This is a genomic window from Flavobacterium arabinosi (assembly GCF_048158725.1).
GTDB lineage: Bacteria > Bacteroidota > Bacteroidia > Flavobacteriales > Flavobacteriaceae > Flavobacterium > Flavobacterium arabinosi.
In genome coordinates this window covers 45,623-70,755 of record NZ_JBLNKX010000005.1, presented here as the reverse complement: position 1 = coordinate 70,755, position 25,133 = coordinate 45,623, and the positions used below count along the sequence as shown (strand labels likewise).

Annotated in this window: 19 protein-coding genes; 9 read left to right on the top strand and 10 right to left on the bottom strand. The window is 33.2% G+C overall.

Annotation, left to right across the window (positions count from 1 at the left end; translation table 11 throughout):
- Positions 1-233: 233 nt before the first annotated feature.
- The 5 genes from ACM55K_RS11415 to ACM55K_RS11395 all read right to left on the bottom strand — a co-directional run bounded on the left by ACM55K_RS11415 (position 234) and on the right by ACM55K_RS11395 (position 6,018).
- Positions 234-1,697 (bottom strand): lipopolysaccharide biosynthesis protein, encoded by a 1,464-nt coding sequence (locus tag ACM55K_RS11415; protein WP_416850354.1) that lies wholly within the window; start codon positions 1,695-1,697, stop codon positions 234-236.
- 15 nt (positions 1,698-1,712) lie between these two features.
- On the bottom strand, positions 1,713-3,014 hold the full coding sequence (locus ACM55K_RS11410) for a glycosyltransferase family 4 protein (RefSeq protein WP_416850353.1): 1,302 nt from the start codon (positions 3,012-3,014) through the stop codon (positions 1,713-1,715).
- Positions 3,015-3,054: 40 nt separating this feature from the next.
- Positions 3,055-3,183 (bottom strand): hypothetical protein, encoded by a 129-nt coding sequence (locus ACM55K_RS11405; protein ID WP_416850352.1) that lies wholly within the window; start codon positions 3,181-3,183, stop codon positions 3,055-3,057.
- Between the two features lie 70 nt (positions 3,184-3,253).
- Positions 3,254-5,686 carry a YfhO family protein gene (locus tag ACM55K_RS11400; protein ID WP_416850351.1) on the bottom strand — a complete coding sequence of 811 codons (2,433 nt, stop codon included), beginning with the start codon at positions 5,684-5,686 and terminating at the stop codon, positions 3,254-3,256.
- 50 nt (positions 5,687-5,736) lie between these two features.
- On the bottom strand, positions 5,737-6,018 hold the full coding sequence (locus ACM55K_RS11395) for a DUF4834 family protein (protein WP_416850350.1): 282 nt from the start codon (positions 6,016-6,018) through the stop codon (positions 5,737-5,739).
- 124 nt (positions 6,019-6,142) lie between these two features.
- Between ACM55K_RS11395 and ACM55K_RS11390 the strand changes: the two genes are divergently transcribed.
- On the top strand, positions 6,143-7,078 hold the full coding sequence (locus tag ACM55K_RS11390; protein WP_416850349.1) for a transporter: 936 nt from the start codon (positions 6,143-6,145) through the stop codon (positions 7,076-7,078).
- Positions 7,079-7,099: 21 nt separating this feature from the next.
- A complete protein-coding gene (locus ACM55K_RS11385; protein ID WP_416850348.1) occupies positions 7,100-8,218 on the top strand; it encodes a GTP cyclohydrolase in 1,119 nt (372 codons plus the stop codon).
- A gap of 78 nt (positions 8,219-8,296) precedes the next feature.
- Here ACM55K_RS11385 and ACM55K_RS11380 read toward each other — a convergent pair whose 3' ends face one another.
- Together ACM55K_RS11380 and ACM55K_RS11375 are read right to left on the bottom strand one after the other, a co-directional pair.
- Positions 8,297-8,764: a hypothetical protein gene (locus tag ACM55K_RS11380; protein WP_416850346.1), complete on the bottom strand. Its 468-nt coding sequence runs from the start codon at positions 8,762-8,764 to the stop codon at positions 8,297-8,299.
- Positions 8,765-8,872: 108 nt separating this feature from the next.
- Positions 8,873-10,135 carry an aminotransferase class I/II-fold pyridoxal phosphate-dependent enzyme gene (locus ACM55K_RS11375; RefSeq protein WP_416850344.1) on the bottom strand — a complete coding sequence of 421 codons (1,263 nt, stop codon included), beginning with the start codon at positions 10,133-10,135 and terminating at the stop codon, positions 8,873-8,875.
- Positions 10,136-10,386: 251 nt separating this feature from the next.
- Between ACM55K_RS11375 and ACM55K_RS11370 the strand changes: the two genes are divergently transcribed.
- The gene (locus tag ACM55K_RS11370) at positions 10,387-11,151 is read left to right on the top strand and encodes an NYN domain-containing protein (RefSeq protein ID WP_416843778.1); all 765 of its coding nucleotides are present in this window, start codon (positions 10,387-10,389) and stop codon (positions 11,149-11,151) included.
- Here ACM55K_RS11370 and ACM55K_RS11365 read toward each other — a convergent pair.
- A complete protein-coding gene (locus ACM55K_RS11365; protein ID WP_416850343.1) occupies positions 11,148-13,532 on the bottom strand; it encodes a hybrid sensor histidine kinase/response regulator in 2,385 nt (794 codons plus the stop codon). The two genes, ACM55K_RS11370 and ACM55K_RS11365, sit on opposite strands and share 4 nt — an antisense overlap.
- A 184-nt stretch (positions 13,533-13,716) precedes the next feature.
- Between ACM55K_RS11365 and ACM55K_RS11360 the strand changes: the two genes are divergently transcribed.
- From ACM55K_RS11360 to ACM55K_RS11340, 5 genes are all read left to right on the top strand, one after another.
- Positions 13,717-15,225, top strand: coding sequence for an FMN-binding glutamate synthase family protein (locus ACM55K_RS11360; RefSeq protein WP_416850342.1), 1,509 nt, complete (start codon positions 13,717-13,719; stop codon positions 15,223-15,225).
- A 1,558-nt stretch (positions 15,226-16,783) separates the two neighbouring features.
- Positions 16,784-17,362, top strand: a complete 579-nt coding sequence (locus tag ACM55K_RS11355) for a non-canonical purine NTP diphosphatase (RefSeq protein ID WP_416850340.1) — start codon at positions 16,784-16,786, stop codon at positions 17,360-17,362.
- 204 nt (positions 17,363-17,566) lie between these two features.
- Positions 17,567-19,513: a DEAD/DEAH box helicase gene (locus tag ACM55K_RS11350; protein ID WP_416850339.1), complete on the top strand. Its 1,947-nt coding sequence runs from the start codon at positions 17,567-17,569 to the stop codon at positions 19,511-19,513.
- 86 nt (positions 19,514-19,599) lie between these two features.
- A complete protein-coding gene (locus ACM55K_RS11345) occupies positions 19,600-20,367 on the top strand; it encodes a carboxypeptidase-like regulatory domain-containing protein (protein WP_416850337.1) in 768 nt (255 codons plus the stop codon).
- 129 nt (positions 20,368-20,496) lie between these two features.
- Positions 20,497-20,835: a DHCW motif cupin fold protein gene (locus ACM55K_RS11340; protein ID WP_416850336.1), complete on the top strand. Its 339-nt coding sequence runs from the start codon at positions 20,497-20,499 to the stop codon at positions 20,833-20,835.
- Between the two features lie 282 nt (positions 20,836-21,117).
- On the opposite strand, the gene ACM55K_RS11335 is transcribed toward ACM55K_RS11340, so the two are convergent.
- On the bottom strand, positions 21,118-22,578 hold the full coding sequence (locus ACM55K_RS11335) for an aminoacyl-histidine dipeptidase (RefSeq protein ID WP_416850335.1): 1,461 nt from the start codon (positions 22,576-22,578) through the stop codon (positions 21,118-21,120).
- 109 nt (positions 22,579-22,687) lie between these two features.
- Between ACM55K_RS11335 and ACM55K_RS11330 the strand changes: the two genes are divergently transcribed.
- A complete protein-coding gene (locus ACM55K_RS11330) occupies positions 22,688-23,752 on the top strand; it encodes a DUF3810 domain-containing protein (protein WP_416850334.1) in 1,065 nt (354 codons plus the stop codon).
- A gap of 53 nt (positions 23,753-23,805) precedes the next feature.
- Here the strand turns inward: ACM55K_RS11330 and ACM55K_RS11325 are convergent, their stop codons facing one another.
- Positions 23,806-25,020: a 3-oxoacyl-[acyl-carrier-protein] synthase III C-terminal domain-containing protein gene (locus tag ACM55K_RS11325; RefSeq protein ID WP_416850333.1), complete on the bottom strand. Its 1,215-nt coding sequence runs from the start codon at positions 25,018-25,020 to the stop codon at positions 23,806-23,808.
- Positions 25,021-25,133 lie beyond the last annotated feature (113 nt).

The following is a 25,133-nucleotide window of genomic DNA, read 5'->3' as shown; positions in this document are numbered from 1 at the left end:
CTATTTTTTAGTCAATTGCTATAAAAAATGTTATTAGGATTAAAAAAACTTTATTATTTAAGCGATTTTTAATACCAAAGTTGATTGCAGTAATTGAATCTAAGAGTCCTTAAACACTGTTTTTTTTTATATAAAATTAGACTCGAAATGTGGGAAAGATTACAAAAAAGTTATAACACGTTTTTAGCAATTGGCTACAACTCCCTTTTGAAACAGAGAAAATTATTCTAAAGCTACTTTCTAAACTTTTTCAACACATTATTCATAACTTGGTTTATTTCAGCAGAAATAGCAAATTTATAGTTGATATAAACATATAAAATGGTCACCAAAGCAGATTTTAATCCAATACTGATTATCGGATGAAAAGGAAACTGCCAGAAATAAAACAGCAAGAATATCACAAACGTAATTGCGATAGAATACAATGTTTGACTTGTAAAAGGATATAAATCCAAACGCTTAACCACAAAAATCAATTTGGCAAGGCTATATAATGTTATCGATAATAAAGTGGCAAAAGCAGAACCCATAATACCATAAATAGGAATAAAAATCATATTCAGGACTATGGTTAAAATTACCAATGCGACACCCAAAAACAAAACCGTTTTATAATATTTTGTATTAAAAATAATAGCGTTATTATTCCCTAAAATCAAATCGAAATATTTAGAGATCCCAATCATAAAAACAACCAAAATACCTCCGCTATAATCCTTCGGAACCATTTCATACAACTGATTGATATTGACAAAAATACCCAACATAACCAAACCGCCTACAACTTGTAAATTAATCGACGTTTTTTTATAGAGATCATTTAACTCATCATGTTTGTTTTCATGCATTAATCTTGCAGTAATAGGATAAACGATTTGATGCATCGCACGACTTGGAACAGATATTACTAACGCAATATAAGTCGCAACAGAATAAAAGGCAATATTCTCGATATGCATATATTGATTAAGAATCATTTTATCCCCATCCAAAAGTAAATTAGCAACACTTCCTGACAAAATAATATAAAAAGTGTACGTCAATATTTCTTTTGTGTTTTCTGGAATTGTAAACTGAAAAGTGGGTTTTTGGATACTAAATGCATAAAACATAGTTACCAAAAACGCCAAAAAATACAATCCTGCTGTCGCATATACAAACCCTTCAACGCTAAGCCAATTATAATAAACTCCAATTAATAGAAATAACGAAAACAACCGCAAGCCTACTTCCTTAATAAAATTTCCAAAAACAGAATGCATGTGTACGCGCAGCCAAGCATAAAAAATTTCGAAATATGCCATACACAATCCGATAAATGGTATCAGCCAAATATAATTTTTGACAATTGCATTCTTTTTGGATAAAAAGAACAAAATCTGATCATAAAAGAAGAGTCCAATTAATAACATTGGAACTATTAATAGAAAAGGAAATAAAACAGTAAAGGATAAAAAACGAGATTTTTCTTCTTCGGTTTTATATTGAGAATAAAATTTTACCAATGTATTTTGCATTCCAATGGCAAACAATGGCATAATCACATTCGCACAAGAAGTCACGTAATTAGTCAAACCATAAAAAGTTGCTCCAAGAAAAACAGGATACAAATAAATGGTATTTATACCACCAATTCCAAAACCAATATAGGTTATTATCGTATTTTTTAAAGACTGATTTAATACTATTCCCATTATTGAGGTTAGAAGTTAGAGGTTCTGTGTGTCTGAATTAATCAATTGTGCTAATTCTTTGGTAAGGTTTTTTCTGGAATAACGTCGTAAACCTACTCCATTCGATTGTAATTTTCCTACCAAAAACTGATTATAAAAGTCCAAAATTACACTTTTTAGCTTCACTTTCTCGGAATAATCAAAAAACACGCCTGTATTCGTTTCTATTATGATTTCGGCAAAATCAGAACCTTTTGGTCCAATCGCTACAATGGGCCTGTTAGAAACCATATATTCGAATAATTTCCCCGGAATAATACTTTTGGTATCCTCGGAATCAATTTCGATAAGCAATAAAACCTGTGATTTTCTTTGATGGGCAATCGCTTCCGCATGGGAAACATAGCCCAAATTATTCAAATACGGATTTAAGCCAAATTGAGTTAAGGTTTCCAATACTTCCTGACTTACTGCGCCAATTAATTTTATTTCTAAATGTGATTTGAAATCCGGAATTTCATCTAGTAATTCAATTAAGCTTTCCCATAGCATCAAAGGATTTCTTTCCGACAGAAAAGAACCAATGTGAGCCAAGCTAAAATTCGTGTCCAATGTTTGTTTTTCAACATTTTCAATATCGTAACCATTGGTTATTACGGCAATTGGTTTACTTGTAATGGCTTGGAATTCGGTTTTAGTAGTTTTACTGGTTACAATAATTGTATCAGCGGCATTCAAAACCTGATGTTCTAAATCTTTGTGTTTCTTGGCTGCATAATCCGATAATCGCAAGGATTTATGATATCCAATTGTAGTCCACGGATCTCTGAAATCAGCAAACCATTTTAGATTTAATTTTTGTTTTAATTCTAATCCAATAAGATGCAAACTGTGTGGCGGTCCCGAAGTAACAATCGTATCAATATTATTTTCTTGAATGTATTTTTCTAAATAAGAAACCGATGGTTTTACCCAAAAAACACGTGCATCCGGAATAAAAAGATTGCCACGAATCCAAAGAAAAGTTTTATCGAGAAGGCTTTGTTTTTTCTGATTGGGAATAATTCCCGAACTGATTTTTTTTGTTTTGTTTTTCGAAAAAAAAGAAGCTAACTGATACGGTTCAAAAATCTTTTGTTTCAGAATAATTGCTTTGTCCGAAACTTCTTTTACCAAATTTTTATCAACAATTGGGTACGTTGGATTCTCCGGAATATATACAATGGGTTGGATTCCAAAATCCGGTAGATATTTTACAAACTTGAGCCAACGTTGAACTCCAGGTCCGCCAGCCGGTGGCCAATAGTAGGTAATTATTAATAGTTTCTTTGGTTCCAAGTTTAAGGTTTAGAAGTTTAATTTAAATTTTCTTGAAGCATTATTTTTTCTGAATAATTCTTGGTGAAGTTTTTAAGGCATACGAAATTTCAACCAAAGCCATAAACCTTTCTATTCTTTCAGAGTACAACTTTTGCAAATCAGAAATTTTAGTTTCTTTTTGAGACAATCTATTTTCCTTTTTATATAAAGATTTCTTATTCAAATGTACAATTTCAGAAAAACATTTCGAGTAATTGCTATTCAATTCTATTCACTTGTTTTCTTCTCTGTACAAAATAAATCCCTCCAATTAATAGCAACAACATTCCTATTGAGCTAAAGAGTGTAATTGTACTTCCTGTTTTAATAACTTGTGGCTCAAACTTGAATGCTATAGTATGTTTTCCCGCAGGTATAACAAGAGCTCGTAGTGTATAATCGGCTCTTATATGAGGAGTCAATTTGCCATCAACATAAGCATTCCAGCCTTTTCCATAATAGATTTCAGAGAAAACGGCTAAACCATCATTCCCATTATTCGACGTGTATTTTAAATGGTTCGGTTTGTATGAATCCAAAATTATTGTAGCCGAACTGTCTTTGGCAAAAGCCTTATTTTTAATTTCAAATTCTTTCTGATTTACAATTGCCACATTTTTAGAATCCAAACTATCCAATGCGTTCATTTCTTCGTCAGCAGAATTGACTACTTTTACCTGACTCACAAACCAAGCATTTCCATTAGTATTGGGATTTTGAGTTGGAAATTCTTTTCCTTCTTTATCCGTTTGAATTACATATTTCACATCCAACATATTAAGGATTTCCATGTTGTTTTTGGCAATTTGGTAATCAAATAACTGTTGCATTCTCCGTGGTTTGACCGCATTATAACCCCCAATAGATTTATGGAAATATGAAGTTCTGGCGCTTGATAAATTACCGCTTACTTCAAAAACTCTATAGTTTGTTGTGTCTTTTAGAATCTGTGCATCCGCAGGTGTTTCCTGAAATGGCACTTCTACTTCTCTTCCGCTCACAAAATCTTTACCCGAAACATATTTTTTATCGACAAAAAACAAGTCGAAAATCATTAGAAGTCCTACCAAGATTATCGCTGTATTTTGAGCCAATTTATTTTTTATAAATAACCATAAAACACCTGCTGAAAGTAAAATAAAGAAACCAGAACGCAATAAATCCGCACTGTACAAACTCATTCGGTCTTCCTTGAGCGCACTCACAAAATCTGGCCCGTAATTTTCCAGATAATAACTATCATTCCCACCAGAAAAGCTGAACAAACTTTTACACAAAAACAAAATCACAATCACTCCCAAACTAAAAGTTCCGGCCTCTAATAAGGCTTTCTGCTGCAGCTTTGGATTCTCTTTTTCTAATTTAAAAAAGGACTGTAAACCCATTATCGCTAAAACTGGGAAACATAATTCTAAAATTACCTGTATGGAAGAAACCGCTCTAAACTTATTGTACATTGGAACATGATCAATAAAAAAATCAGTCAAAGCCGGTAAATTTTTACCCCAAGAAAGTATTAATGCCACAATGGCTCCCGAAAGAAATACATATTTAATTTTTCGTTCATCAACAAACAAAGCCAAGATTCCTAAAAAGAAAACGATAGCACCAATATAAGCTGGCGCAGCAACAATAGGCTGGTCGCCCCAATACGTTGGCATTCCAGAAACAAAATCTTTAGCTTGAGCCTCTTGCACCCCTTTGCCAATCATAAAATCATACATCTTACTATCCGTCCCCAAAGCTTCATTATTAGAACCTCCAAAAAGTCTTGGAGCAATAAGATTGAAACTTTCGGCGATTCCGTAACTGTATTCTGTAATATAATCACGAGTCATGGCGCTATTACTAGTCATTTTTGACCCGTCAGGATTAAAGGTTAATTCACTCTTCCCTCGAGTACTAAAATCCGCATATTCGGCCGTAGCCAATAGATTAGTTGCATTAGCACCTAAAGCAAAAATCCCGGCCACCGCCAGAACTCCAAACGAATATAAAAGTGATTTATATTCCTTTTCTTTCACAGCCTGATAAATAAAATAACCAGAAAGTATCAATAAGAAAATCAATAAATAATAAGTCATTTGGAAGTGGTTCGCATTAATTTCTAATGCCGTGGCAAACATTGTCAGCAAGCCACCTAAAATGTACTTTTTTCGAAAAACTAAAATAAAACCAGCAATAACTAGCGGCATATAAGCAATAGCATGCGCTTTCGCATTATGTCCAACTCCAAGTATAATGATCAAATAAGTGGAAAAACCAAAAGCCAGCGCGCCAAAAAAGGCTTTCAAAGGATCAATTTTCAAAACCAACATTAACCCATAAAAACCAAGAAAATACAGAAATAAATAATCGGCGGGACGCGGTAAAAATCGTAAAGCATCATCAATCATCCCAATATAATCGTGTGGATATTTCGCTCCTAATTGATAGGTTGGCATTCCTCCAAAAGCTGAATTTGTCCAATATGGTTCCACATGATCTGAGGCTCTAAAATCGTTTTGCTCTTTGGCCATTCCCGTATATTGAGCAATATCCGATTGGAAAATTTGTTTTCCTTGTAATACAGGATAAAAATAGGTTAGAGATATTAGTACAAAACCGAGTATGGCTAGCGCGTGCGGATAGAACTTATTTATTATTTTCAATTTTTGAAAGTTTGGTTTAAAGTATGAGAGCTGCGTTTTTTACGGCAAATTTAATCTATTTCTTCGTAATCAACATATTCTCCTACTTTTTTGGTTTCACGAGGATTTTTGGCATTCGTAGAATTGTAAATCACTTCGTCTTTACTTTGTGTTTTATTCGAAGAATTATCCTGCGCATTTTGTTGCTGTTGTTGAAAATTTTGTCCTGCTTTCTCCACTACTTTTTTAACTAATAAAGGCAAGAATAACTTCGCCAAAAATTTAAAAATGTAATAGAAAGCAACCATATAAAAAAGTGCTTTTATAAAACCGGAAAATGAAGCAGTTTGCATAAACGTATATTTTTTTTCAAAATTAATAAATCCAACGTTCAAAATTAAAATATCATTCTTAAATAAATAATAAAATATAGTACATTTGAAAAGCGTTATTACTTTTTAACCCAAAAAAAATAATATGTTCAAATTCAAAATCGTACTTGCTGCAGCTATTTTTATGATTCCATGTATTCATTATGGACAGCATACGGATCAAATCAACTCTAATAGACCAGGTGAAACCATGTCCGCTTTTGCAGTTGGAAAATCAGTAATCCAAATAGAAACAGGCATTTATGGCATTAAAGAAAAACATAATTTATTAAATTATGATGCTAATGGTTTTGGGATTGATGCCACATTAAGATGGGGATTGTTCATGGAGAAATTAGAATTGATAGCTGATTTACAGTACCAAAACGAGAAATTCACCACGTTATTCAATAACTCTAATAGATCTGCGCTAAAGCAAACCGTTTTAGGAGCCAAATATCTAATTTACGATCCATTTAAAAATTACGAAAAAAAGATAGATGTTTACAGCTGGAAAGCCAATCGCGCTTTCAATTGGCATCAATTAATTCCTGCTGTTTCCGTATTTGCAGGAGCTAATTTTACCATGGCGGATAATCCATATTCTTTTTCTCCTGAATCTATCATATCTCCAAAAATCATGTTAATTACACAAAACCATTTGGGCGACGGAACATGGGTTTTTGTTACCAATATTATTGCCGATTACGTAACAACTGATTATCCAAGTTATGGATATGTATTGACATTAACTAAAGGATTCAATGATAAATGGTCTGGTTTCGTAGAAAATCAAGGCTTTAAAAGTGATTTTTATAGTGACGCAATTGTTCGTGGAGGTGCTGCTTATTTATTAAACAAAGACATGCAAATTGATGCTTCAATAAGCACTAATTTCAAAGATACTCCTTCTGTTCTTTATGGAGGATTGGGTTTTTCCTGGCGCTATGATGCTAATTATAATGAAGTCAGAATTAATTTAGACAATAACGATTCCGATAAAAAAGCTAAGAAAAGAGCCAAAAAAACAAAAAAAGGATAGAAATTACAAGCCAAAAGTACCATGATTACAATAAAAGAAGCTAAAACAAAAAGTGAATTAACAGATTATATAAAATTTCCTTTTTCATTATACAAAAACAATAAAAACTGGGTTCCACCAATCATCGCAGATGAACTGGAATCATTTGATAAGACGAAAAATCCTTCTTTCGAAAATGCGGAAGCATATTTTTATATTGCTTACAAAAACAATGAAATTGTAGGCCGAATCGCAGCGATAATCAATTGGAGTGAAGTGAATAATCAGCAAAAAAAGAAAGTCCGTTTTGGTTGGTTTGATGTCATTGATGATATTGAAGTAACAAAAGCACTTTTAGAAAAAGTATATGAATTAGGTCGAAAAAATAATTTAGAACACGTTGAAGGTCCTATGGGATTTTCAAATTTAGATAAAGTAGGTATTCTAACGGAAGGTTTTGATGAAATGGGAACCATGATTACGTGGTACAATCATCCGTATTATGCTACTCATTTTGAGCAATTAGATTATGCTAAGGAGAAAGAATACATAGAAAGTAAATTTCCTTTTGCAAACGTAAAACCAGAATTTTTTGAAAAAGCTAATGATTTGGTAAAAAGACGGTACCAATTAAGTCCGCTTAATTTCAAGACTACCAAAGAAGTAATGCCCCACGTTGATAAAATGTTTGATTTATTCAATAAATCGTATGCTTCTTTATCCTCTTTTGTAGCCATTTCAGACACACAAAAAGAATATTTCAAGAAAAAATATATCAGTTTCATCAATCCGGAATTTATCAAATTTGTGGAAGATAAAGACCATAATATTGTTGCTTTTAGCATTGTAATGCCTTCATTTTCGGAAGCATTGCAAAAATCAAAAGGAAAATTATTTCCATTTGGATTTCTTCATTTATTGAAAGCAAGAAAACAAAGCAAAGATGTTCTTTTCTATCTTATTGGTGTTCTCCCGGAATACCAAAACAAAGCAGTAACAGCGATCATTTTTAAAGAATACTACGAAACGTTCAAAGAAAAGGGAATTATTAATTGTTTTAGAACTCCTGAATTAGCTAACAATATTGCTATTCACAATTTGTGGAAACATTTTGATCCTATAGTTCATAAACGCAGATGTACTTTTTTAAAGAATTTGTAACAATTAAATTATAACTAAAAAATCCATCGGCAGGCCGATGGATTTTTTAGTTATAGATGGTTGTTTTTTATAACAAAATCACATTTTACAATCCACTTTGGACAAAACTATATTCCCATCAAACTTTAATTGTTTAACATCCTTAAAAGTTACTTTTCCTTTATTATCATCTACAACATCCCCAAAACCTTCAACATACGTATTCCCTTTTTTCAAGAAAGCAACTTGACGAACGGTAGCAACACCTTCTGACATGAATGCATAATCCGCAAAAAGCGTATCTCCTTTTATTATTCCAACTAATGTTCCAAAACTTTTGTCTTTCTCGTAGAAATTATAACTCAATTTCCCCGAAGTCAATTGATCTCCTTTTATATTCAAAGTCATTGAAATCGTATCCTTTTTCAAAATTGTGCGGTAACATTCTTCGGATAAAGGTTCTTCAAAAACTATTTTTTCTGATGCAGCCGGAGCTTCTTCCTTTTCTTTTTTACAAGAAACTAGAATGCTTATAAAAACGACTCCTAATACAATTACTTTTTTCATAAATTTCCATTTTAGTTTTATAAATATACGAATTCATAGCTAAATTCATTCCAAAAAAAATCCATCAGTCAAAACTGATGGATTTTAATATAAAACTTCAACACTGAATTAAGCGTCCAAATCAACTTTAGTTCGTGATGCAATTTCTTTATACGTTCCGTTTTCTAATTTTTCACGGATAGCTTCAAAAGCAGTAAGTGTTTGAGCTATATCATCCAATGTATGAGGAGCAGTAGGAATAACACGCAATAAAATCATTCCTTTTGGTATAACTGGATAAATTACTATCGACAAGAAAATACCATAATTTTCTCTTAAGTCATTCACCATTACCATCGCTTCTGGAACACTTCCTTCCAAATAAACTGGTGTAACACAAGTATTGGTATCACCAATATTAAATCCTTTACTTCTCAAACCATTTTGCAGAGCATTTACATTTTCCCATAATTTGTCTTTCAATTCTGGGTTATCACGCAACAATTGCAAACGTTTCAAAGAACCAATGGTTTGAATCATTGGCAATGCTTTTGCAAACATTTGAGAACGTAAGTTGTATTTTAAATAATCGATGATGTCTTTATCAGCTGCCACAAAAGCTCCAATATTAGCCATCGATTTTGCAAAAGTCGAAAAGTAAACATCAATATCATCCTGAACACCTTGCTCCTCGCCTGCTCCAGCACCTGTTTTTCCTAATGTTCCAAAACCGTGTGCATCATCAACTAGCAAACGGAAATTGTATTTTTCTTTCATTGCTACAATCTCTTTCAGCTTTCCTTGTTGCCCGCGCATTCCAAAAACACCTTCGGTAATAAATAAAATACCGCCACCAGTTGTTTCTGCAAGTTTTGTAGCACGCGCCAAGTTTTTTTCCATACTTTCGATGTCGTTGTGCTTGTAAGTAAAACGTTTTCCGCTATGCAAACGAACACCGTCAATAATACAAGCGTGCGCATCTACATCATACACAATCACATCATTTCTGGTAACCAAAGCATCAATGATAGACACCATTCCTTGGTAACCAAAATTCAATAAATAAGCTGATTCTTTCATTACAAAAGCAGCCAATTCATTCTCTAATTGTTCGTGATATTTAGTGTGGCCACTCATCATACGCGCACCCATTGGGGCAGCTGCACCAAACTCGATAGCCGCATCTGCATCTGCTTTACGAACTTCAGGGTGATTTGCAAGACCTAAATAGTCATTCAAGCTCCAGTTCAAAACATCTTTCCCCGCAAACTTCATTCTTGGACCCAATTCTCCTTCTAATTTAGGAAAAACAAAATAGCCTTCTGCTTGTGAAGCCCATTTTCCTAATGGTCCTTTATTGTTTTGAATCCTTTCGAATAAATCCTTTACCATAATATATCAAGTAATAATTTTAATTTTAAGAAGTTGCAAAAATAATTATTTAAATTTTATAAAAGTATTGAAAGCAAATTTATTTTTCAGGGTTTATCTTGATGACTATCAGGAGCTATTTCCTGCTCTACACTATATCTTTTGCGCCGAAGAAAAATCGGCACAAAAGGATGCCGTTTCGATCAGGGCTAAAAAGCGTATACATCAATAAACTTTGTATATTTGAATAAATATTTCAACATTAGAAATTTATGTCCGAAGATACAAAAGAATTAAAATTAGCCGTTCTCATTGATGCTGACAACGTTCCGTATAGTAATGTAAAAGGAATGATGGAGGAAATAGCCAAATTTGGCACACCAACCACCAAACGTATTTATGCCGATTGGACCAAACCGAATGCTGGAGGCTGGAAAAGTGTTTTATTGGAACATGCTATTACGCCTATTCAACAATACAGTTACACGGTGGGTAAAAATTCTTCGGATTCAGCGATGATTATTGACGCCATGGATCTGTTGTATTCGGATAAAGTGGATGGTTTTTGTATCGTTTCCAGCGATTCTGATTTTACACGTTTAGCAATCCGATTGAGAGAATCCGGAATGAAAGTCATTGGAATTGGAGAACAAAAAACACCAAATTCATTTATTGTTGCTTGCGACAGATTTATTTATATTGAAGTTTTAGACGGAGCAATCAAAAAGAAATCACCAAAAAGAACTGCCTCAGATGCAAAAAAAGCAACACCAAAAAGCTTAAACAAAGTCGATGTACAAACCATAGAATTAATCGAATCAACCATCGAAGACATCGCTGATGACAGTGGCTGGGCTTTTCTTGGAGACGTAGGAAACCTCATCGTGAAGAAAAAACCGGAATTTGACCCAAGAAATTATGGTTTCGCTAAGTTAACTCCCATGCTAAAATCATTAACTGATATTTTAGAAATCGATGAAAGAGATTCCGATAAAAAAGGAATCAAACACGTTTATGTTAGATTGCGTTTTAGTTAAACTAACTTTTTAACCGCTTCATATAAAGTTTCTTTCTTAATAGGTTTGGATAAATAATCGTTCATCCCTATTTCCTTAACGCGCTCTTTTGTGGTTTCCATCACATCGGCAGTTACTGCAATGATTGGAATGTTGCTATTATCTGCTCCTGCTTCACCATTTCTAATTGCAATCGTTGCTTCATAACCATCCATAACTGGCATTTGGAGATCCATTAAAACAATATCAAATTGATTGGTTTTAAATGCTTCCAATGCTTCCTGACCATTATTGGCATAAACAACGGTCGTATTTAACCATTTCTTGGTAATCATTTTTATCACCATTTGATTGATCGGATTGTCTTCAACTACTAAAATGGATTTCCCTTCCAAATCGTCAATAACAGTTTTAGCAGGAGCTTCAACCCTTTTCTGTTCTGTCGATACCTCAAAATCAATTGTAATAATACACGTGGTTCCTCCATTGATTTTACTATCCATTACAATAGTTCCGTTTTGCATATCGACCAAAGTCTTAACGATGTAAAGTCCTAATCCAAGTCCGCCAAATTTTCGCTTATTATCAATATTATTTTGAGAGAAAGAATCAAAAATACGGTCCATTTTATCTTTGGAAATTCCTATACCTGAATCCGAAATAGTCAAAATCAAACTGGCTCTATTGTTAGATTTCAACTCGCAATTGATAGTGAATTTAACAAAACCAGTAGCTGTAAATTTAATGGCATTATTCAATACGTTGTTCACCACCTGTACCAATCGGGTCACATCTCCAATTAAAAAATCAGGAATAGTATCTGATTTTGAAAACTGAAATTCCAAACCTTTATCTTTAGCTATATTGATTGCATTATTCTTCAAATGCTCCAAAACCTGAACCGGATCAAACTGCTCATTTTCCAACCTTAATTCTCCTTTTTCAATTTTAGAGAAATCTAAAATATCATTGACAGAGCTCAATAAACTATGCGAAGAATATTTTATAATTTGGCAATTTTTTTTGATTTTTTCATCCTGAACTTCATTAGAAATAGAATCAATTAAATTCATAATGGCATTCAACGGAGTTCGCAATTCATGACTAATATTTGATAAAAAATAAGATTTTAAATCATTCATTTCTTCCGAACGAACTAAAGCAAGACGATTCAGTTCATTTTTTTCATTTTTAAGATTCCGAATTAAATTTGACATCGAAAGAGAAAGAAAAATAATCTCTAAACCGGTACCCAATTTAGAACTATTTTCAGTTAAAAAATTATTGGGAACCTGACCAAAGTTATTCAGAATAAACACTCCAAATCCTAGAATTAAAAAGAAAATTCCAATAGTAAATAAAGAGTCTATTGGCTTCTTTTTATAATAAAGATATCCAATGGAACAAATAATCAAAATTAAAAATATTAATGCTAATACATTGACCATCATATAACAAAACAACAAAGAAGAAGGAAGAAAAATTGCAAAAAACAATAAAACAAATAGTAATGTATAACTAACATTAAACAGCATATAAAATATTTTACTATGTTGCTTTATTTTCAAAAATACTTCACTGTATTTACCCGATAAAAAAGCTGCAATTATTGCAAAAAATAATACAGCATGATTTGAAAACCAGCCGCCATTAGGCGTAACAAACTGAAAGAAAAAACCATCTAGAGAAAATTGCAACAAACCAACAAAAACAACATATAAACTATAGTACAAAAATGTTTTTTCGCGTAAACCAAAAAAGAAAAAAAAGTAAATAATCGCTACAATAACTAAAATGCCATAAAAAATGCCATATATCAATTGTTCTTTTAAAAGCATCTTTATGAAACTTTCAGATGAATACAACTTTATTGGTATTTTTATTACTTCACCATCACTCTTTAGATGCAAAAACAATTTCAAGTTGGATTTTGGTGCGATCTTAATTTTAAAAATGGTTTTTCGATTATTATCAAAACTTCGTTTGGAAAAGGGAATATTGTCGCCACTTACCATTTTAGTCATTTTTCCGGAAGCTCCATCAATAGCATACAACTCAATTAAATCCGTTATAGGACGGGCTGTTTCCAAATAATAGTCCAAAACCAAATTTGTAGGGTTCTCCAGTTCCGTTTTTGACCAAAAATTATTCTGTGTAAAGCCTAAATCATCACTCTCGGTTTTAAGCTTTTTAGGATTCAATAAATCAAAATTTTCGCTTATAAATTTTATATCCAAATTTCTTTGACCAACATCTGCAATTGTGGTAAACTGATATAGGGAAATTTCGTTAGGAATCGCATCGCTTCTAAAAACATATTGCGAATAGGTATTTGTAAAAAACAACAGGAGAAACAATAATTTCAAAGTACTAGAAAGTTGAACGTATTTTTTCTGACCCATGTTTAATAAATTACAATTAGACAAAAACACTTACGTAAAAAAGAGCACTTTAGTTTTTCTAATTACTCTTTTTAAATTCTGCTTTTCTATTTCGTGAAATAAAACAATTCATTTCAAATAATAGCATTTAAAGCACAAAATCTTTAATATTCTTAGTAAATTAGTCGCTGAAATAACTTTCACTATGAGACAAAAATTTTTCGTTTTAGGAATCACTGCACTTATTATTACTTTCATTATCTATTTCTATTTTAATACAGGCCTGTTCTTTATAATCCTTATAACAATACTTTTAATTATAGGTTTAGCCAATAGCATGCAACATAAACATACTATTTTAAGAAATTTCCCTGTTTTAGGTTATTTTAGATATTTATTTGAAATGATAGCGCCCGAAATTCAGCAATATTTTATCGAGCGTTCCACAGACGGGAAACCATTTTCAAGAAACCAGAGAACTCTTGCTTACCAAAGAGCGAAAAACATTGATTCTACAACGCCTTTTGGAACACAATTAAATTTAAATCAATCGAGTTATGAGGGGATTAAACATTCTATTTTCCCCGCAACTGTCAATGAGGAGCTTCCTCGCGTTTTAGTTGGCGGATCGGATTGTACGCAACCCTATTCGGCTTCTTTATTAAACATTTCAGCAATGAGCTTTGGTTCTCTGAGCGAAAATGCCATCATGGCTCTAAACAAAGGAGCGCTAAAAGGGAAATTTTATCACAATACAGGAGAAGGTGGTTTAACCGAATTTCATCAACAAGGTGGCGATATTACTTGGCAAATAGGAACAGGATATTTTGGCTGTCGCGATGACAGAGGTGGTTTTGACGGAGGGAGATTTGCAGAAAAAGCAAATTTACCAGAAGTAAAAATGATCGAAATTAAATTATCGCAAGGAGCAAAACCTGGACATGGTGGCGTTTTACCTGCTGCAAAAAACACGGAACAAATTGCCAAAATTAGGGGCGTTCAACCACATACTACCATTCTTTCCCCACCAAGTCATTCTGCATTTTCAGATGCGAAAGGTTTAGTAGAATTTATTGCAAAATTACGGTTGCTGTCCAATGGGAAACCAATTGGTTTTAAATTGTGCATTGGCGAAACCAGCGAATTCGAAATGATTTGCCAAGAAATGATTACTCAAAATTGTTTTCCTGATTTTATCACCGTTGATGGAGCCGAAGGTGGGACTGGTGCTGCACCACTTGAATTTGCGGATGGCGTAGGAATGCCATTTGAACCCTCACTTATTTTTGTAAATAAAACATTAGTGCGTTTTGGCATCCGAGACAAAATACGAGTTATTTGTAGTGGTAAAATCATATCAGGCTATTCCATTCTTAAAGCTGTAGCGCTTGGTGCTGATATGTGCAATAGTGCACGTGGATTCATGTTTTCGTTGGGGTGCATTCAAGCCTTGCGATGCAACAATAACACATGTCCTACCGGAGTTGCTACACAAGACAAAATGTTAATCAAAGGATTGGTTGTGACTGATAAATCGGAACGGGTTTTTTATTTTCATAAAAACACCTTACACGCCGCTAATGAACTTCTGGCTGCAGCTGGTAAAAAAAGTTTTGTTGATGTTGATATCAACATTTTTATGCGTGGAGATGAATTTGCTCATTTATCGGATTTGTATTTCCCCGATAATTTAAAAAGTGTTACGAAACACTAAAAGTTTACAACAAAAAAAGGAGGACCTTTAGAGTCCTCCAGTTATTGATTCTGATTTACCATTATCTAACTTATACTTTAACTTGTATAGCTGACTATTGAATTATCATATCTTATTGCAAGATTGATACATTCAAGTAATTAATCAAAACCACACTCAAAGATACAATTTACTCTCACCATAATAGATGCAAATCAGCACTTTAACTAATCGTTAACGTGTCATTTTATAAAGCTAAAACCACAGTTATTAAAAAATTACTATTCCTTAAAATTAGTTTAGGAAATTTTAAGGAATAAAAGTTGTTTCTAATAAAATACATTAGAAAAACAGATAAACTAAAAAACTACTATTTTTGGCATATAGCCATAAAAAAGAGGCCTTTTTACAGGCCTCCAATTTAGACCTTGGTTTGTTATTATCAGCTCATACCTTTCGGTACAACTAACTATCAAATACACTACTCTTTGCAGATGGCCATACTCAAGAACAAAGCAAAATCATACTCAAAGATAAGGCAAATTTAGTTTCAATCCATTCTACTAAAACATTTTAACTCTTAATTAACTCCGTCATTTAAGAATTTTAAAAACCATTATTTAAACTAGAATTTCCACCCGTCAAAAACCGATCTTGGTAAATAACCACAAAAAAAGAGGCCTTTTTAAAGGGCCTCTAATTCAGACTTTGATTTGTTATTATCAACTTATATCTTTCGGTACAACTAACTATCAAATACGCTACTCTTTGCAGATGGCCATATTCAAGAACAAATCAAAACCATACTCAAAGATAAGGCAAATTTAGTTTCAAACCATTCTAATAAAACATTTTAACTCTTAATTAACGCCGTCATTTTAGAATATTAAAAACCATTATTTAAAATAGAATTTCCACCCGTCAAAAACCGATCTTGGTAAATAACCACAAAAAAAAGAGGCCTTTTAAAGGGCCTCTAATTCAGACTTTGATTTGTTATTATCAACTTATATCTTTCGGTACAACTAACTATCAAATACGCTACTCTTTGCAGATGGCCATATTCAAGAACAAATCAAAACCATACCCAAAGATAAGACAAATTTCGATTCAAAATATTCTAATAACCCATTTTAACTAATCATTAACTGTCTAAATTTTAACACATTATACAAAATAAAACTCCTATAAAAACCGATCGATCCTTTATAAATTTAATCACAATACTTTACAAAAAAAGGAGGCCTTTTAAAGGGCCTCCGATTGTAGATTTTGATTTATCATTTATCAGGTCATACCGTTAGGCATGAAATGACTATTTGAATAAGCTTCTCTTTTCAGATGGTTTTACACAAGTGATTAATCAAAATCACACTCAAAGATACAACTTATGTCAATTCAAATAATTAAAAAACAACACTTTAACCATTAATTAACGTGTTGTTTTTAGCCGTTTAATCCATAATTCCAAATAAACTAGAGGTTCCTATGACCAATAAACATTTCGAACTGCTTTGACGGCATTCCAATCAAATAGTTAAAAAATGTATCTTTGAAGAATTAAATTAAAACCTAAAAAATGCAACTCGTTTTCGCTTCCAATAACAAAAACAAAATTCTGGAAATACAAAGTATGCTTCCTGGTACAATCAAAATTCTGAGCTTAGAAAGCATCGGCTGTCATGAAGAAATTCCTGAAACAGCAGAAACTATTGAAGGTAATGCTATTTTAAAAGCAAATTATGTTACCCGCAACTATGGTTATGATTGCTTTGCTGATGACACCGGACTTGAAGTGGATTCTTTACATGGAGAACCCGGAGTTTTTTCTGCGCGATATGCTGGCGAACAGCGCAATGCTGATGATAATATGAATAAGTTGTTAGATGCCTTATCAGGTAAAAATAATAGAAAAGCACAATTCAAAACAGTGATTGTATTAAATTTAAATGGCAAACAGCATCTTTTCACAGGAATCGCCAGGGGTGAAATTACTTTAGAGAAGACTGGCAGTCAAGGATTTGGCTACGATCCCATTTTTAAACCTGAAGATTATCAAGAAACTTTTGCTCAATTATCATTGGACATAAAAAATAAAATCAGCCACAGAGGAAAAGCGACACTAGAACTAATTGACTTCTTGAAAGCAAATAAATAAATTTTTGCATTACGACATTTTTATAACAATATATCCAATTTTGAGTCGTAATTTCACATTGAATTACCAAAGCAAAAACTATCAATTGTAAATAAAAAACATAACTTTCTGATAATCAAATTATAATAAATCATTAAATCTTAAAATAGCATTAGTTTATATGAATTATAAACAGTAATTTTGCACCCTATTTTAAAAATACATATGAATAAATTTGAACAATTAGGATTGAGTGAATCGTTACTGAAGGCGATTTTAGATCTAGGATTTGAAAATCCGACCGAAGTACAGGAGAAAGCGATTCCCCTATTATTGGAAAAAGACACAGATATGGTTGCGTTGGCTCAGACAGGGACAGGGAAAACGGCAGCTTTTGGTTTTCCAGTTATTCAGAAAATTGATGCCAACAACAGAAACACACAAGCATTAATTTTATCTCCAACACGCGAACTTTGTTTGCAGATTACCAACGAAATTAAAAACTACTCTAAATACGAAAAAGGTATTAATGTGGTAGCAGTTTACGGTGGAGCTAGCATAACAGACCAAGCGAGAGACATAAAGAGAGGCGCACAAATTATTGTGGCAACTCCAGGAAGAATGCAAGACATGATTAATAGAGGTTTGGTAAACATCTCTCAAATCAACTATTGTATTCTTGACGAAGCTGACGAAATGTTGAACATGGGTTTCTACGAAGATATCGTAAACATCCTTTCTACTACGCCAGACGAAAAAAGCACATGGTTATTCTCGGCTACAATGCCTGCAGAAGTAGCTAGAATTGGAAAACAATTCATGAAAGATCCTATTGAAATTACAGTTGGAGCTAAAAATTCAGGTTCGGCTACAGTTTCTCACGAATTTTACCTTGTAAATGCACGTGACCGTTACGAAGCGTTGAAACGTTTAGCGGATGCTAATCCAGACATTTTCTCAGTAGTTTTTTGTCGTACCAAAAGAGATACGCAAGCTGTTGCTGAAAAATTAGTTGAAGATGGATACAGCGCTGCTGCATTGCACGGAGATTTATCTCAAGCGCAACGTGATGGTGTAATGAAATCTTTTAGAGGGAGACAAATCCAAATGCTTGTAGCTACTGATGTTGCTGCACGTGGAATTGACGTTGATAGCATTACTCACGTAGTGAATTATCAATTACCTGACGAAATCGAAACGTACAATCACCGTTCTGGTCGTACAGGTCGTGCTGGTAAATTAGGAACTTCTATTGTAATCGTAACTAAAAGCGAATTGCGTAAGATTTCTTCAATTGAAAGAATAATCAAACAAAAATTCGAAGAAAAAACGATTCCTTCTGGAATTGAAATCTGTGAAATCCAATTATTACACTTAGCTAATAAAATTAAAGATACAGAAGTTGATCACGAAATTGACAACTATCTTCCTGCAATTAACAGTGTACTTGAAGGTTTATCGAAAGAAGAACTAATCAAGAAAATGGTATCGGTTGAATTTAACCGTTTTATCAACTATTACAAAAAAACCAGAGATATTTCTAATCAAGCTTCAGGTTCTGAAAGACGTGAGCGTGATGATAGAGATGGTGCTCCAAGAGAAAATAACAATGGTGGTGCAACAAGATATTTTGTGAACATCGGTTCTAGAGATAACTTTGATTGGATGTCATTGAAAGATTACTTGAAAGAAACATTAGACTTAGGTCGTGATGACGTTTTCAAAGTAGATGTAAAAGAAGGTTTCTCTTTCTTTAACACGGACCCTGAACATACTGATAAAGTAATGGAAGTATTGAACAACGTACAATTAGAAGGACGTAGAATCAATGTTGAAATTTCTAAAAATGATGGTGGCGGAAGACGTGATCATAATGGAAGAAGTTCTGGTGGAAGTTTTGGTGGTGCGAGAAGTTCAGCTCCAAGAAGAGAAGGTAGTTTTGCTCCAAGAAGAGAAGGTTCTTCTGGCGGTGGCGGATTTAGAAGCGACAGAAATGCAGCTCCTAGAGAAGGTGGATTTGGCGGAAGAAGCGAATCAAGAAGTGCTGCTCCAAGAAGAGAAGGTGGTTTCTCATCTGACAGACCTAGAACTGAAGGTACATCTGATAGAGCGCCTAGACGTTCTGAAAGCTTTGGTGATTCACCAAGACCAAGAAGACCAAGAAGAGACTAACATTTAGTTAATTTTCTTATAATTATATAGAGAAACTACAAAATATTTAATCCTCTTTTATTACTTTTAAAGTTTTAAATGAGTTTATGAAATATTTTGTAGTTTTCTTTTTTTTAGTACTATCTGCAACCGCTTTTGCGCAAGTTATAGAACATTCCCAAAGAGTTAATGGTATTATTATCAACAACAATTCTAAGCTGCCTTTGTCTAATGTAAATATCATCAACATCAACAAAGTAAGAGGCGCAACTACCGATTCGAGAGGATATTTCGAAATTGATGTGCAACCAAACGATACTTTACACTTTACTATCTTAGGCTTCCAATCTTTAAGAGTTCGGGTTACAAATGACTGGATAAAAAATAAAAGCACGAAAATTCAACTTACCGAAAAAGCAATTGCGTTAGAGGAAGTAGTCATCAGACCTTTCAATTTAACGGGTTATCTGGAAGTTGATTCAAAATTAATTCCAACAAAAGAAAACTATCGCTATAGCATTTCAGGATTAACACAAGGGTACGAAGCAGGTGAATATTCTCCAAATGCCTTTGGAAGAGTACTTGGTTCTATCTTTAACCCAACGGATATGCTTTATAATTTCTTTGGCAAAAACCCAAAGGAACTCAAAAAGCTAAAAGAAATGAAAAAGGATGATACGGTTCGAAATCTACTCGAATCTAAATTCGACAGAGAAACGATATCTGTACTTCTTGGTGTTGATAAAAATGAATTAGCCGAAATTTTACAACGTTGCAATTACTCCGACGCTTTTATACAAACAGCAAATGATTTACAAATTATGGATGCCATAAGTGGCTGCTATGAAGAATATAAGATTCTGAAGAAAAAATAATATAAAGTCACAGGTTTTAATCTAAAGATAATTTCAATCCTCAATTACAAAAGTAGTTGGGGATTTTTATTTTAAAATACTTAAATTTGGGTTTTAGCCAAAATTTAAGTAATCCATTAAACATAATCCATGTCTAACATACCTTTTCAAGCCATCAATTGGGACAAAATAGTAAGAACAGAACATAAAGGAGAAACAGGAACAGCCTATTGGCAAACCATACAATTAGGTGGTCTCCGAATTCGGAAAGTTATTTATTCCGACGGTTATTTAGCTGATCATTGGTGCCACAAAGGACATATAGTACATTGTTTGGAAGGGAATTTCATAAGCGAAATGGAGAACGGAGAACAAACAAATCTGTCTAAAGGAATGACTTACACTGTTTCGGATGATTTAAGTTCTCATCGTTCTATTGCAACTAATGGAGTGGAATTACTAATCATCGACGGGGATTTTTTGAAATAATATTTAAAACAAATCAAAATATTATATACATTTACTTACATCAAAATTAAAAACAAAATTTAAATACCTACATCATGGCAAAAAGTCAAGACGCTAAGAAAACCTTAAAAAAGGAACCTCTAAAAACGGCAAAAGAAAAGAAAGAAGAAAAAAGAGATAAGAAAAACACTCCTAAAAGAGACTAAAAATTAGTGGTCAGTACTCAGTTATTTAGTGGTCAGTATTTATAACTGAACACTTCTTTTTAAACTGAACACTGACCACTTTTTCAATAACTGAATACTATTTAACCGGAATATTGGCTAAAATTTCCAATACGAATTTCCAAAATTTCTGAGAAGAAGAAATACTTGCTCTTTCATCTGGTGAATGTGCTCCCTGAATTGTTGGTCCAAAAGAAATCATATCCATCTCAGGATAATTAGTTCCCAGAATTCCACATTCTAATCCTGCGTGACAAGCCACAACTTTTGGTTTTTCGTAATTTTGTTTTTCGTAAATAGCAACAAGCACATCTAGAATCTCCGAATTTACATTTGGAGTCCAGCCAGGATATGAACCAGAAAGTTCCACCTCACAACCTACTAATTCAAAAGCAGAACGCAATGCATTCGCCAAATCATATTTAGACGTTTCTACAGAAGAACGAGTCAAACATCCTATTGAAATTTCACCGTCTTTGATGATTACTCTGGCAATATTATTAGAAGTTTCCACTAAATCTTTCATATCGGCGCTCATTCGATAAACTCCGTTGTGCGCTGCATAAATTGCTCTAATTATTCCTTCCTGAACACCTAAATCCATTACTTTTTTCGGCAAATCGCATTTCACGATTTCGATAGTTAAGTTTGGTTCTGTAGTTTTATATTCGTTTTTAATGTCGTTGATGATTTCCTGCATATCAAAAATATAAGCTTCATCAAACATTTCGGAAATAATCACTTTAGCAACACTTTCTCTCGGAATAGCGTTACGCAAACTTCCTCCGTTGATTTCTACCACTTGCAAACCGAAGTTTTCAAAAGCATCAAATAACAAACGGTTCATTATTTTATTGGCATTACCCAACCCTTTATGGATATCCATACCTGAATGCCCGCCCTTCAATCCTTTTACAGTGATAATATGTCCAACAGACCCTTCCGGAACTTCTTCTTCGTGATAACTTCTTGTAGCTGTTACATCAATTCCTCCAGCACAACCAATGTCAACTTCATCATCCTCTTCTGTATCCATATTCAAAAGTATTTGACCTTGAAGAATACCTCCCTTTAGATTTAAAGCGCCAGTCATTCCAGTTTCTTCATCAATGGTAAACAAGGCTTCAATAGCAGGATGCGCAATGTCTTTGCTTTCCAGAATTGCCATAATTGCGGCAACACCCAGACCGTTATCAGCACCAAGAGTTGTTCCTCTCGCGCGAACCCAGTCTCCATCCACATACATGTCAATCCCTTGTGTATCAAAATCAAAAACAGTATCGGCATTTTTTTGATGCACCATATCCAAATGACCTTGAAGAACAATCGCTTTACGATTTTCCATTCCTGGTGTAGCCGGTTTGCGAATAATTACATTCCTGATATCATCTTCAAAAGTTTCCAATCCCAGACTGTTTCCGAAATTTTTCATAAACTCAATCACACGCTCTTCTTTTTTAGAAGGACGAGGTACTGCGTTCAAATCGGCAAACTTGTTCCAAAGTACTTTAGGTTCCAGATTTCTTATTTCTTGGCTCATTTATTTTTGTTTGAGGTTTAACATTTACAAGCCCCAAAGTTACAAAGTTTAAATTCTTTTCGATACTAATTGATATTGTAATTATCTTTACATCTTCAAAATTTATCCTGTGAAACCAAAATATTTTCTTTCCTTCTTTCTTTTAGTCCAAATACTGTTTTTGCAGATTATTCCTTTTTTTCCAGAATATGTCGAGCAATTTTACAGCAATGGCTTGTACCCAATTATTGCTAAATTTTCGAGAATTGTTTTTGGCACAATTCCTTTTTCAGTAGGTGATTTTATTTATTTTATTGTGATTTTCTTTATTTTAATTTGGTTTTGGAATAAAAGAAAATCCTGGAAACAAGCATGGAAAAACAACATTCTATCTATTTTAAGTTTTTTTTCCGTTTTTTATTTTTTGTTTCATATCCTTTGGGCTTTCAATTATCACCGCCAGCCACTTTTTGAGAAAATGGCAATCCAAAAAGAATATTCAGATGCAGATTTATTGGCTTTCACCAAAAAATTAATCACCAAAACTAACGCTGTTCAAGGTCAGATTACAAAAAACGACAATTTAAAAGTGGTCTTCCCTTATTCGCAAGAACAGGTTTTTGAAATGAACTTGAATGGTTATAAAAACTTATCCAATCAATACTCTTATTTTACTTACAATTATTTAAGCACAAAGAAATCGATTCTCAGTTTGCCTCTGGCTTATATGGGTTTTGGCGGCTATTTGAATCCATTTACTAATGAAGCACAAGTAAATTATCTTGGACCGATGTATAGTTTCCCAATGACAACCAATCATGAAATGGCACACCAAATGGGCTATGCCAGCGAAAGCGAATGTAATTTTATTGGATTTTTAGCCTCAGTAAAAAATAACAATTTATACTTTCAATATTCTGGATACACCATGGCTTTGCGCTATTGTTTAAGCAATTGGCAAGTTCGAGACGAAAACATATTTAAACAATTGCTAAAAACTGTTCATCCGGGAATTTTGAAAAACTATAAAGAAAGTGATACTTTCTGGAAGCAATATGAAACCCCAATTGAAACAGGTTTTCATACTTTTTATGACAATTTCCTAAAATTAAATCAGCAAAAAGATGGTATGGAAGGATATAGTAAATTTGTGAACTTGATGGTGAATTATTATAAAAACGACAATAGGCTATAAATGCAAACCGCTTATAGCCTATTATTCCTTTTCTTTTTTAATTTTTACCAGAATTATATTTTTTCAAGCAATAATCCTGTAGCTGTAAGTCCTGGTCCAAATGCCATTGCAACAACTTTTGTTCCTGATTTTATGTTTGGATCATTTACAATTTCATTAAAAATATGTGGAATCGTTGCCGAAGACATATTCCCCAGACGACGTAATATTTCATAAGACCAAATAGCCTGGTCTTTAGACAATCCAACGGCATCTATGACATAATCTATAATTTTTGGTCCGCCAGGATGTATTGCAAAATGCATATTGGCTTTCTGTTCTTCAAGATCTACACCTCCCTTTTTGCAAAGTGTAGTCAAAAATGGCTTGATGTTTTTACGAATAAAAACGGGAACCCGTTTGGAGAGCGTCATTAAAAAATTATATTCCCCTAAATCCCAAGACATATCCTCTAATGAATCTGGAATAATTACCTCATGAGCTGCTACAATTCGTAATCCTTTTTTCTCAGGAAAGGAATCATCTTGCATAAACGACTCTTCATCAAATAAGGAATACCCAATGAAACCATCTGCAAAAAGAGAGCAAATCATGGTATTTGAATTGGAAAATTCAACTAGATTTAAATGGGCTGATAATAATTCCGTGTGAACTATATCTACTCTTCCCTTAGTTTCGCTGGAGCATAGCAAACTTCTGCCCGTACGAATTGCCGGAAAAGCACCGTAACATCCCATATGATAGGAATGGGTAACTTGAACCGTCTCCCAATCTCTTTCTATTACTGCCTCCTGGGCAACACTGGGAGAAGAATAACCGGAACAGGTAACATGAATTAGATTTTCTGGGCTCGAAATTGTATTTGAATAAAATTCGTCAAAAACATATCCCATTTTTCTTTTAAACCATTCCATCCGAACCTCTATTTTAGGTCCAGAAACATTTCCGGGGTTAACTTCAAAACCGACAGGTAAATGGTATTCAGAAGGCAAAGTAATATCCATTTCATTTTCAATAAAATTCTCTACGTCTTCAAAAATCAAAATTTGTCTGCTATTTATACTTTCTGAAGATACCGAATACTTATCTACATGCTCAGATATAGACTCAAAACTTACTGGCTCTACACCATTATTTCCTGAAATGCCCGATTGTGGGTGATTTTGAAAATAGTAATAGAGAAATTTTGTGTACTGATTGAGCTTTGTTTGATCTATTAATTTTCCCACCAAAATGGGATGAAAATTGGAAAGGATTACATTTTTCATTAATTATAACTTTGTTTATTTTTATAAAATTAATTTAAATTTTATTCGAAAAACAATGTCAATAATTTGTTAAAATTTAAAAAACACAAATACTTGATTATCAATTACTTATA